Below are 12,015 nucleotides of genomic sequence, written 5' to 3' on the forward strand. Positions count from 1 at the left end.
GGGAATATATTTATAAAGAATATAGAATCTAAGTGCATAAAGCTGTATTTTCCATGCTAATTGTTAAGTGACTCTGAAAGGATGCGAGCGATCTGTTCACTATCCTCTTCTCTATAAACATATTCATGATAATGTGGTTGATGGATATCTTTCCATCCTTTTTCAGCAGCCTTTTTGTAATAATGCTTCGCTTGTTCCAATTCGCCGGTCAAATAAAACATACAGGCTGCATTCCAATATAATACCATATCTCCGTTCCAGTCCCAGCCTTCATCAAGTGCTTGAGCATAACTCCAAGCCGCGCGGGCATAATCTTTCTCCACACCATACTTGTGATCACCAAGCATATAATGGTTTCCGTTTACAAGGAGATTGTTTTGGGGATGATTCCACCCGAACAGAACAGGAAAATCTGCAAACGGTTTGAAACCAACAGACAGAGCTGTCCGCTGAGAAGCTATGTTGTTTGACCAGCACTGCCAACCGACTTTTCTCATACCGCTCTTTTTTGCGAGCTCCAGTACACCCAATGCTGTTTTTCGTGCCCAACCGTTGCCCCGATAATTTTCATCTGTTTCTATACCGATTTCACATTCATCATCAACTACCCAATCAGTAAGGCACCAGCTAATAATGGTCGGGCCCTGATCCGTATGCAGTACGGCAACACAACCAAATCCGTTAGCTTCATATGCTTCTATTGAAGGCCAGTTCTCTAGAATTTCATTTATTACTTCGCTTAGCCCAATTATATTTTGACGTTGCAATAAGTTGCTATTTACGGGAATAATACTATTACAAGTCGAAACGTCTATATTGCTCAAATCATGAATGAACGTCATTCGCCCGCTTCGCATAGGTAAGAGATCTTTCATTACAATCTTTAGTACGCCATCCCATTTTTCATCTGCAGGATAAAACAGCACATAGTCTAACTCTCCACTCGAGGCAAGACCAGGTAACAGTTCCTCTTTGATTAAATGATGGACTTCTTCAAAAAATCCGTTGTTCTCTGTACTGCCCGCTAGAAAAATGCCTTGAGGGCTTGTCAACAATGCTGATGCGCAGTCATTAGAAAGAAAAACCCTGCCTGCTATAGTGCCTTTAATGACACCTTTAATTGATAGATGATGCTTCAACGTTTCGAAAAGATCTGCTGCTTTATGAAAGTTTTCGCTAGTAAGTTCAATTCCCTGAACCATTTTTTTTGAGTACATCATATACGTTTGCCTCCCATGAGCTTATGAGAGGTTTATTCAACTATAAACACAAACCTCTCACTTGCTTCTCGATTTTTTTGTTTTTAACCAAACATCATCACTCCTTTAAATGTATTAGAGGATTAAGATCTAAGCTGCTCTGAAATTTATGCCCTCAACTAATTATGGATTAATTATCCAATTCCTTCAACCCGCAAAATGTTCCCGGCAGAATTAAATAATTTATTATTAATTCGTGTTGAGGAAATATAATGTATGTACACTATTTGACGGGGGGAGAGGTATTTAACTCGACAAATTTATGATTGTGAAATTAAAGCTTTTTGTTAAGATGTATAGATTGGAGATATTGAAAGGAGATAAAGATTCGGGATATGGAAGAACTTGTAATGATTAAAAATTGAATAGGCTAATTTTTACTCTCATTTTAGATGGTTTATTTGTCTATCTATAATTATTCAAGGACTACATTTTTAACTCAAAAACCCTTGTTAAAGGAAGGATGCTTTTTGAGTGTCCACTTTTTTTGATGAAAATAATCGTATCTCCTGTTGACATTATTTATGCGTCCTTGATTTGGGGGAGACTAATTTGAAAAACAATCTTTCAATATACTCTTTAAACGAAGCGGTTCAATCTATCCTGCTTACTATTAACCAAAACCTATAAGAGCGTAATCATCCTTTGGTAGTGTCTTTTGATGGCGGAAGTGGTTCCGGCAAATCGGCGTTAGCAGCTGAAGTCGCTTCATTTATAGGCGCAACGATTATTCACTGCGATGATTTCTTCGCAGCAGAAATACCTGATAAATACATTAAGAGCATGTTTTGACTAAACTTTTTCAAAACATGCTCTTTCTTTTTGATTATTGATCAAGGTTATTAACATTAATTTGATCAGCCTTTATGTGGAAGCGGTGACCGAATATATAACATAATAATTTTATTTTAGGGTGGTGTTCACTTGAAATAAAATTATTAGCTTCAATAGTTTTTGTCGTAAACTGTTTTACGTTTTTTATCACTAATAACTAGAAGAAACACAGCGTAAATTTATGAAGAATTTTTATTAGATTGACATGAAGAATGGGGAATATCTATTGCTTTTCAAAGGCTGGAGGAAAGCCCAGAAGAAAATCTCCATGTACACTTTCGAAAAAACACAGATTTTGGTAAGGATAGGCGCTCATTCTTCATTCAATGGCCATATCATTGAATATCATTCTTATACGGAATGTTCCCGATCGATGCTTTATATTCTTTTTTTTCAAAGACTAAGTTAGTAATCCTTATTCATTCATAAGGGCAGAGATTATAAAGAGGGATTTGTAATTTTATGTCGAATTAAAAGCTGTCCGGCTATTAATTTTTATAGCCGAAACTTAAGGAAGGGGTGACTTATTGAAAATGATGGAACTTCAAAATACGATGCTGATGAGAGGGATTACTTCTTAAATAAGGTTTAATCCTCTCAAAGGTAATGAGGGGAAAATGAAAAATGATGAATTTAGGAAACATGGTAAGAGGAGTTGCAAATGACACATTCGCTCAAAGTCTTCTTCAATTTTGGGAATATGATGAGGGAACATTGGTACTGTGGCGTGCAAGTTCAAATTTTGTATATGCTTTTGAACATAATACAATTCCATACTTTTTAAGACTTAGTTTTGATCAGGATAATTCGATTGAACAAATAAAAGCAGAGTTAGAGTTCATGCAATATTTACAATCAAATGGGTTTTCAACGGTAAGTCCAATTCCCTCAGTGAATAGCAAACTGATAGAAACACTAAAAACAGAAGAAGGCATGTATATAGCCGTTGTCTTCAATGCTGCTAACGGAATCAATTTGGATGAAGATACAATTACTGAAAAACAGATGGAGGAATGGGGAAAATCACTTGCCTCACTTCATAGTTTATCAAAAACGTTTGAGCCATTATGTGCCAGAAGGAAGAGTTGGCTGGACAGTTTACAGTTTATGGAACGCGTATTTAAAAAACATCCAGGAGAAGAATTAGCACTTCAAGAGCTGAGTGAGATGACGAATTGGCTTCAATCATTATCAATTGACAAAGATGTGTTCGGTTTGATTCATTATGATTTTCAATTGGATAATTTATTCTTTGAAGAGGATAAGGTACCGCATTTCAATGTCATTGATTTTGATGATGCCGTCTATCACTGGTATGCACTTGATCTTGTAACTGCGCTCGATGATTTTATTGCCGATGATAATCCTCGATCAAAGTTATTGATATATTCATTTTTGGATGGCTATCGTAGTAAAATGGTTTTAGAAAATGATGTCGTGGATCAATTTCCGCAATTTCAAAGATATGCAAACTTATATAAGTATGCCAGATTACTGAAATCTTTGGATTACGGAGAAATTCATGATACTCCACGTTGGTTTGATGAATTAAAGGTAAAGTTGGTTCGTGTTGCAGATAAATTAAGAAATAAGTTTCAAAAATGAAGCGTTTCGGGATTTTCGGAGTGGGGTATTTGGTTTGCCTGCCGTTAAAGGGTAATAAATTTTCATAGCAAGAGGAAGCGATAATTCAAGTGGTTTTGCCATTATAGCGGAGAAACCAGCAAAATGATCGGAATTGACTTAAAGTAACGGTGCTTAGTTTAACAGGAATAAGTAGGGATTCAAAATATAAACTTCCAAAATTAAGTACTTTCTAAATAAGGAAAGTGTCCTTTTTCATGATTAAGGCAATACAGGAATGAAAGGAGCGGCCAACATGATTAACCTAAGAAAAATTACATTGGAAAATCGTCGTGCTATATTTAACCTGGAAGTTTCAGAAGAACAACGCCGCTTTGTTGCGTCTAATTTGTCAAGCATGGCTTCATGTTATGTTCTTGCGACCAATGGAGGACACCCATTGCCATTTGCTATTTACGCAGATGAGCAGCCAGTCGGTTTTGTAATGCTGACTTACGGGATTACCGGATACGAACTACCATCAATTGCAGATGACAGCTATTGCATCTTGCGACTGATGATTGACAAGCAATACCAGAACAAGGGCTACGGTCGGGAAGCCATGAAAGAAATCCTGAAATTTATACGTACCTTTCCGGCTGGTCCTGCACGTTACTGCTGGATTCCATATGGGGAAGATAACTTCGCTGCCAAAAAGCTATATGAAAGTTTTGGCTTTCGAGACAACGGGGAAATCTGCGACAACGAGCCAATAACCGTATTGCAACTTTGATTTACTGGCAAACCTACTTTTAAAAATATGTCTTGTTCACCAAAAAGAATGCAGGATTCATAATTTGATATCCCGGAATCAGGCGCTTTTCAGAAATAAGGATAGTTTTATTCATGATTAAGGCCAAAATAAAAATACTTTTCAAAAAATAGTTGCTGTAATACAATATGTTAAATTGTTACATATGTTTAAAGTAACTATTGAATAATTTTAGGCAAGTTGATATATTAGTTTCTAAATATTTAATCAATGATGTGATCAAGTAAATAAGGATTGTGAAACAGAAAATATAGCCCAGGCTGGAAGCTATATCACCTCTTCTTATTGAACCCTGCCACGGAGATGTTAGATAAAAGCTAACCGAGTCGTTTCGTTACAAACGTTTAGAGGACATAATAGTTGTTATTAATGTCGAACTAAGGTGGTACCACGTCAATTAGCATAAAGACGTCCTTTTTTAGGGCGCTTTATGCTTTTTTATTTTTTTAATTATTTTATTATCCTAGGAGGACAAGAAGATGACACAAAAAACAAATGATTTTTCAAAATGGTATATTGATACAATCCAAAAAGCGGATTTAATGGATTACACCCCTGTTCGTGGCTGTATTGCATTTAAGCCGGATGGATATGAATTATGGGAACATATTCAAGAAGAGATGGATAAACGGTTTAAAGAAACCGGTCATCGCAATGCCTATTTCCCGATGTTAATTCCAGAATCTTTCTTCCAAAAGGAAAAGGATCATATTGAAGGATTTTCACCAGAACTTCCTTGGGTAACAGAAGCTGCAGGAGAAAAATTGGAAGAGCGTTTAGCACTGCGCCCAACTTCCGAAACAATGATTGGCCATTTGTATTCAAACTGGATTAAAAGCTATCGAGATCTCCCTGTTTTAATTAACCAATGGGCAAATGTATTCCGCTGGGAAAAGAGAACTTTGCCTTTTATCCGTACTTCTGAATTTTTATGGCAAGAGGGCCATACAGCTCATGTGGACGAAGAAGATGCGCGTAAAGAAACGATGCAAATGCTGACTATTTACAAAGAAGTCGTAGAAGGCCTGCTTGCGATTCCAGTTTATGATGGGGAAAAGACGCCGTCAGAACGCTTTGCCGGGGCGGTTGATACATTCTCTATTGAAGCGATGATGAAGGATGGAAAAGCAGTGCAAGCGGGTACTTCACATTACTTAGGCACAAAATTTGCGGAAGCATTCGATATAAAATATTTAAATAAGGAAAATAAACACGAGTATGTTCATACAACATCATGGGGGACGTCCACACGTTTAATCGGTTCGGTTATCATGGTTCATGGCGATGAACAAGGTCTTGTTTTACCGCCGAAAATAGCACCAACCCAAGTTGTTTTGATTCCAGTTGGCCCATGGAAAAAGAACGAGGCAATCATCGGGAAATTAGATGAAATCTTTGCAGCTTTAAAAGCGCAAGGAGTTCGCGTTCGTCTTGATGATTCTGATCAATCACCAGGTTATAAATTTAATGAATGGGAGTTAAAAGGCGTACCTGTGCGTATTGAGCTTGGTCCGCGTGATTTAGAAAATAATCAAGCCTTAATGAAAGCGCGTGATGAAGAAGAGAAGGTTTCCGTATCTTTAGAATCCATTGTTGAAAGCATTCAAAGAGAACTTGATGTAATGCAGATGCGTCTATTTAAAAAAGCAGAAGGTTTCCGTGCGGAGAATTCACATACACATATTGATACAATTGAGCAGCTAAAGCAACACCTAGCTGAATCCGAGCGAAATGGAACAATTGCCGGCTGGATATTAGCTGGTTGGTGTGGAGAGGACACTGGTGAAGAAAATGTAAAAGAAAAAACAAAGTTCACAACACGAAACATTCCATTTAACCCACCGGCAAGAAAAAACATATGCCTTCATTGTGGCAAAGAGGCAAAACATACGGTTTGGTTTGCCCGTGCTTATTAATCTGCCAATGCATTACGTTCCCTGCGGATTATTTGGGCTTTTGTACAATTTGCATTAAAAGAGCGTAAACTTGGTTCTTGAATAAGGCGGTTTCGTGAAAGGGTAATAAAATGAATTTATTTGGGGGACAAAAATTGTTTAAATATGGATTACAGCTCATCGTTGGAATTTTTATTTTAGTGGCATCGGCATTCATCGCTTGGTATGAAGGAAGTGCTCTAACATATAAAACTTTGGAATGGGGGTATTCAACACCGTTTTCCAAATTATTTAATATTGAAATTGCAAATGGCCATGATATTAGTCAGCTAGATTACTTCGTTTATGCAGCTAAATTCAGTCCGCTATTCCCTGCTATTATGATCGTTAGTATATTCTACATTTTCAGCGTAATTGGTTATTATTTGATAAAATTTAAGCCTAATTTGGCGATCGGTTTTTGGGGTTTAATCGGTTGTATCATGATACTGTTCAGTAGCTTTATTTTTAATGCAGCAACAGGAGGCGGAAAAATTATATGGTGCATCACTTCAGGAAGCGGACTTATTAGTATAGCTGTCGCTTTATTCGTCTCCTTAAGAAAATTCAAGCACAAGGCGAATGTAACGCAAATTAAATTGTAACATTGCGGTTTGTTTCGATTTGATGAATGAGTGAATTGATTTAGCGTATTGGTGTTTTATTTGAAATGGAATATTAGAGCGGCAGTATTGAGATTACGGATAAATACAAATGGAATGTAAGGTGGTGCTTACTTGAAAAAAACAGTAATAACATTGATTGTATTTGTTGTCATCTGTTTTTCGTATTTTTACAAATCACCCATCATCAGTTCAGACACAGCGTTAATAAATGCGGAGAAATATTTATTAAATCCATCTGAAGAATGGGGAGTGTCTGTTTCTTTTCATGGCCTAGAGGGAATTCCGGAAGAAAATATCAGTGCAAATCTTGCGCAAAAGAGCGGATTCTGTAACGAGTTATTAAACAGAATGCAGTGGGAAGTGACAATAAAGTCAACTGAAATGGAAGCCACTGTTGTGATGGATGCACATACGGGTTACTTTATGAATGTATTTGGCGCATTCAGCTAAGCTTGGATTCTTTATTATCATCAGCTTGTTTAGGCTATATAAACCATTGCAAATGGAAAATTCAGGGGAACAAAACACTTATTTTTATAAACTGTGCCGCTTATTAATATTCACATACAAAAAAATTATGATTTCAATATTTCATAATTTTTTAAAAGCGAGAGGCAAGAGGTGAGTACATTGAAAAAGGCAATAACGATTACTTTGATTTTTGTTTCGACTATTCTTGCAGGCTGTAATTCCAGCAATTTCAGCGAAGCCATATTTACTAACTTTACACCAGCGGAAATTAAAATGGATAACGTCACGTATATAATGACGGATGAAGTTTTAACTGCTGACGAGGTTGCAGATCAAATAGGAAAGGTTACTCAAATTCAGGAGATCGTTTCTTATCCAGAAGACCAAAACCCATATAAAAATCCGGGTAAGATATTTAACGTAAAGAATGTAAGTGCTGGAAAGACTATTGCAATTCAAGTTAATGACAAACTATATATGGCGAATATTGATGAATAGCTTTAATGACTGTTCATGCAGAGGAGAGTGGCGACGATAGTTATACATGCTGTCACTTGAATCTCATAGGCGGCAATTAGCCTGATCTTCAAAAACTAAAAACGCAAAAATATAATGTAAATGGAAAGGCGAATGAAGCTTATCAAATATAATTCACAATTACCTATGATTGGAAAAATACCTTTATTAGGTTAATCTATAATTAAAGGGAGTGTTAATTATATGAATATTGACGATATTTTTGTATTGACAATTATACTGTCTATCGTAATATGCGATGGTGCAGCGGTGTTTTTGTATCGTAAGAAGAGATTCCCTTTGTGGGGATCCGCGATTATTATTGCTCTTTTAGCACCGGTGATCTCCTATAGTTTTGTCGCTATAGGCATTAGTAATGGTCAACCAAACTTGGAACCAGATGACACAGGTGAAGGAATTGGTTATGCGGGAGGATTTATGCTATTAGTCCTGGCGTTTAATGCAATTATTATGTTCATCACAGGGGTTGTTTTAAATATTTACACATTCATTAAAAGGAAACAAAAAGCATAGCTGTTTGAGCTTTAGCGATAAAAACTGTTAGCAGATTCAGAAGCAAAAGTTTGGCCGCACAGACAATATTTGTTACAGTAATTACGTTTTGCTAAGCCTACGGGGACTTCTTTGAATTATGAAATTCATTCAAAGGAGTCCCCTTTCATAAAGATTGCCTTATAATTGGAAGTAAACGGTGGATGAAAGGGGTTTGAAAATTCGGAAGGTTATGTATATTTACATCGTATTCTATTATTATTTAAAGTATCTGTAATAATAAGGGGGAGGAATCTATGTTCGATATAAAAAACTATGATACATTCGGGAAAATAGAAGCGATAAAAAAAGGCTGGTCAAGCGACAAAAAATACTATATTGAAACAGTGATGAATGAGAGATTGCTGCTGCGCATAGCACATATTTCAGAGTATGAAAAAAAGAAAAATGAATATGAAATAATGAAGCATTTAGCTGAAAGGGGAGTGCAAGTGTCAGAGCCTATTGATTTTGGCGTTTGTGACAACGGCAGAAGTGTGTATTCGCTTTTCAAATGGTGTGACGGGGAAGATGCGGATATTTTGCTGCCTGACATGACAGAAGCCCAGCAGTATGCACTTGGGGTGAAATCGGGACAAATACTAAGGGAGATTCACAGTATCCCTGCGCCAGATGAGCAGGAGGAATGGGGAAAACGTTTCAACCGCAAAACAGACAGCAAAATCAGAATGTACGAAAACTGCGGAATAAAAATTAAGGATGACGATAAAATCATCGCCTATATCGAACAGAACAGACACCTCCTCGAAGGCAGGGAGCAATGCTTTCAACACGGCGATTACCATGTTGGCAACATGATTATTTCACCACAAGGGGAGCTGACAATAATTGATTTTAACCGCAGCGATTATGGGGACCCTTGGGAAGAGTTTAATCGTATTGTGTGGAGTGCCGCGGCAAGTCCGCACTTTGCTACAGGACAGCTGAACGGTTATTTTAACGGAAGACCGCCTATGGAATTTTTCTCACTTTTGGCTTTTTATATAAGCAGCAATATGCTGTCGTCCATACCTTGGGCTGTGCCTTTCGGAGAACAGGAAGTAACTGTTATGAAAAATCAGGCAAAAGATGTTCTAAACTGGTTTGAAGGTATGAATAATTCTGTTCCGACGTGGTATATTGCAAATTTTTATATTCAGTACATAAATAATATTCCGTATAAATTAAAAGCTCCTTTTGATTTTTCGTTTATGGAGAAATATGGTGAAGTATTCAAGGTGTATGATGATCAGGACTCGGGGAATATTTGCTTCGGTGTAAAAAATGGCGATGGGAAGTACTTTATAAAATTTGCCGGAGCACCGACAGCGAAGTATTCCGGAAAAACCGAAGATGCAGTAGATAGACTGAAAGCCACGGTTGCAGTTTATGAGGAGTTAGCTCATCCGCATTTGATAAAATTTATGAGGGCAGAGGAAGCAGGTAAAGGGTTTGCTGTCATTTTTGAATGGACTGACGCGGAATGCATGGGGAAAATGTATCCACAGTCCAGAAAGAAGTTTATACAGATGTCCGACAGCACAAAGCTGGAAGTATTCAATGATATTCTGGCATTTCATATCGATGTGGTAAAGAAGGGCTATGTAGCCATTGATTTTTATGATGGCAGCATTCTGTATGACTTTCATGCAAAAAAGACGATTATTTGCGATATTGATTTTTATACTACAATGCCTTATATAAATGTGACCGGAAGAATGTGGGGGTCTGAACGCTTTATGTCACCGGAGGAATTTATGCTTGGTGCATCGATTGATGAAGTCACGAATGTATACTTAATGGGCGCGACTGCATTTGCCCTCTTTGGAGGAGAAAAAGATCGGTCAATCGAAAAATGGCGACTGGGCAGCGAATTGCACAGCGTGGCATTAAAGGCTGTCAATGATGACAGAAATAGGCGTCAGCAGTCGCTTTTGGATTTCGAAGCTGAGTGGAAAAGGGCATACAGTTTTATAAAGGCTTAGCATTTTTCATAATATTAGAGTGTAGAAAAAGTTTTGTCCAGCTTAAGAAAAGAATCGATTGAAATGAGTGCAGCATTGAATTAAATGAATACTTTTTTATTATTCAGGCGATTTAAATATTATATATAAATTGTTATTATACTCTACTTCGCATGGAGTATATTTTATTATTCGGTTTTCGAGATCAATTATAAGTGTGTTGGAAAAAACACCCTATTTGAGGAAAATTTTTCTTTAGCAGGCAAATTTCCGGCAAGTCTAATATTCGTATTGTTTTTTACAGGAAGTTTATTTTGATTATACATTGATAAATTATTCTAGGGTGTGGCAAAAACTAAAATATGCAATGGTTTTTCTCCTGAATTGTGATATCCATGCACATCGGAAATTCATAGGGAGTTGCAGCTGGGATATGCTGAGGACGGCGATTTGATTCACATTAATCAGGATTCGGACGAGGTGGCAAATGGGGCGCTTAATGTCATGGCGTACTGGCATGTTAGACTGAATAATTATGTGATTAGAGGCAAGGCTGATGTCCAAAAAACGGGCTATTGGATTGTGGAATTCCTCATGCTAAAATTAGGGTAAAAAGGTGTGGTTGAAATAGAGGTAATATTGGTTTTAATAATTGTAATTGCTTTATGCCTAACGAATCTTATTGCTTTCAAAATATCAGGGAAAAATAAAAAGAAAAGAATTTGGGCTGGAATAATTATCTTACTTTTAAGTCCCTTAGTCCTTTTTCTTACAGGTATAATTTTAAGCCCCTTTGATCCAGGGGGATTTGGAACGGGAATGTGGATGCTAATATATAGTGTTTTATTTGCTGTTAACGGTATTATCATCATCATTACGGGTTTATTTACAAAAAAGTCTCTAGACACTTAATAGGGGAAATTATAATTAGCAGGCGCTTGGAAGGTTCTTCTGTCATCAGGTGCGATTGTTGAAAATTAGGAAGGTCAGCAAATACTGTCCTTCTTTTCTTTTTTCTCCGGCTGAAAGTGAGACGGGGGCAGAAGAAAATGCATGGCGTTTGTCAATGACATGGAGCGAGGACAATTTTCCCTAATGAGCATAAGGAGCGGAAAGGCGTTAACAAACTGACTGCACCCGAACCCTCATGGCTCCTCAAAAGGCAATACCAGTTTTTTAAACCTAGCATATATCACCTCAATCTGTATTATAAAATGTTAGATAAAATTTTAAATCATTCTAATGGATGAAACATCATTTGAAATAAAAAATGCTGCATGTAGAAGGGACCGGTAAAAGTGGATATATATGCAACTTATTGAAGATTTAATATAATGTATTTTAGTAAAATCTTCAACTTCAATTAATTGGTGCTTTAGTTGTACAATGTGGATCTACGTCAAATTTTCGGACACATTCTGCCTAAGTTTTTTCTTGGGGCAACATCCCGAACGGATTGTTCCA

11 protein-coding genes and 1 other annotated feature are annotated in these 12,015 nt (G+C 36.9%); of the genes, 10 read left to right on the forward strand and 1 reads right to left on the reverse strand.

Annotation, left to right across the window (positions count from 1 at the left end):
- Window positions 1-56: 56 nt before the first annotated feature.
- Window positions 57-1,220 carry a GNAT family N-acetyltransferase gene (locus ACTHOQ_RS13000; protein ID WP_440496573.1) on the reverse strand — a complete coding sequence of 388 codons (1,164 nt, stop codon included), beginning with the start codon at window positions 1,218-1,220 and terminating at the stop codon, window positions 57-59.
- Between the two features lie 684 nt (window positions 1,221-1,904).
- Between ACTHOQ_RS13000 and ACTHOQ_RS13005 the strand changes: the two genes are divergently transcribed.
- The 10 genes from ACTHOQ_RS13005 to ACTHOQ_RS13050 all read left to right on the forward strand — a co-directional run bounded on the left by ACTHOQ_RS13005 (window position 1,905) and on the right by ACTHOQ_RS13050 (window position 11,463).
- Complete coding sequence (locus ACTHOQ_RS13005) at window positions 1,905-2,051, forward strand: nucleoside/nucleotide kinase family protein (RefSeq protein ID WP_440496574.1); 147 nt, start codon at window positions 1,905-1,907, stop codon at window positions 2,049-2,051.
- Window positions 2,052-2,717: 666 nt separating this feature from the next.
- On the forward strand, window positions 2,718-3,698 hold the full coding sequence (locus ACTHOQ_RS13010; protein ID WP_440496575.1) for a phosphotransferase enzyme family protein: 981 nt from the start codon (window positions 2,718-2,720) through the stop codon (window positions 3,696-3,698).
- Window positions 3,699-3,972: 274 nt separating this feature from the next.
- Complete coding sequence (locus ACTHOQ_RS13015) at window positions 3,973-4,449, forward strand: GNAT family N-acetyltransferase (RefSeq protein ID WP_440496576.1); 477 nt, start codon at window positions 3,973-3,975, stop codon at window positions 4,447-4,449.
- 240 nt (window positions 4,450-4,689) lie between these two features.
- Window positions 4,690-4,907: a binding site (T-box leader), on the forward strand.
- A 60-nt stretch (window positions 4,908-4,967) separates the two neighbouring features.
- On the forward strand, window positions 4,968-6,404 hold the full coding sequence (gene proS / locus ACTHOQ_RS13020) for a proline--tRNA ligase (protein WP_440496577.1): 1,437 nt from the start codon (window positions 4,968-4,970) through the stop codon (window positions 6,402-6,404).
- Between the two features lie 134 nt (window positions 6,405-6,538).
- A complete protein-coding gene (locus ACTHOQ_RS13025) occupies window positions 6,539-7,027 on the forward strand; it encodes a YjdJ family protein (RefSeq protein ID WP_440496578.1) in 489 nt (162 codons plus the stop codon).
- A gap of 132 nt (window positions 7,028-7,159) precedes the next feature.
- Entirely contained in the window at window positions 7,160-7,498 is a 339-nt protein-coding gene (locus tag ACTHOQ_RS13030; RefSeq protein ID WP_440496579.1) for a hypothetical protein, read from the forward strand.
- Window positions 7,499-7,678: 180 nt separating this feature from the next.
- On the forward strand, window positions 7,679-8,017 hold the full coding sequence (locus ACTHOQ_RS13035) for a hypothetical protein (RefSeq protein ID WP_440496580.1): 339 nt from the start codon (window positions 7,679-7,681) through the stop codon (window positions 8,015-8,017).
- 222 nt (window positions 8,018-8,239) lie between these two features.
- Complete coding sequence (locus ACTHOQ_RS13040; protein ID WP_440496581.1) at window positions 8,240-8,569, forward strand: hypothetical protein; 330 nt, start codon at window positions 8,240-8,242, stop codon at window positions 8,567-8,569.
- A 275-nt stretch (window positions 8,570-8,844) separates the two neighbouring features.
- The gene (locus ACTHOQ_RS13045; RefSeq protein ID WP_440496582.1) at window positions 8,845-10,572 is read left to right on the forward strand and encodes a phosphotransferase; all 1,728 of its coding nucleotides are present in this window, start codon (window positions 8,845-8,847) and stop codon (window positions 10,570-10,572) included.
- 597 nt (window positions 10,573-11,169) lie between these two features.
- Window positions 11,170-11,463, forward strand: a complete 294-nt coding sequence (locus ACTHOQ_RS13050; RefSeq protein ID WP_440496583.1) for a hypothetical protein — start codon at window positions 11,170-11,172, stop codon at window positions 11,461-11,463.
- Window positions 11,464-12,015: the final 552 nt, after the last annotated feature.

The organism is Solibacillus silvestris, from assembly GCF_051967575.1.
In the GTDB taxonomy this organism is placed as follows: Bacteria; Bacillota; Bacilli; order Bacillales_A; family Planococcaceae; genus Solibacillus; species Solibacillus silvestris_B.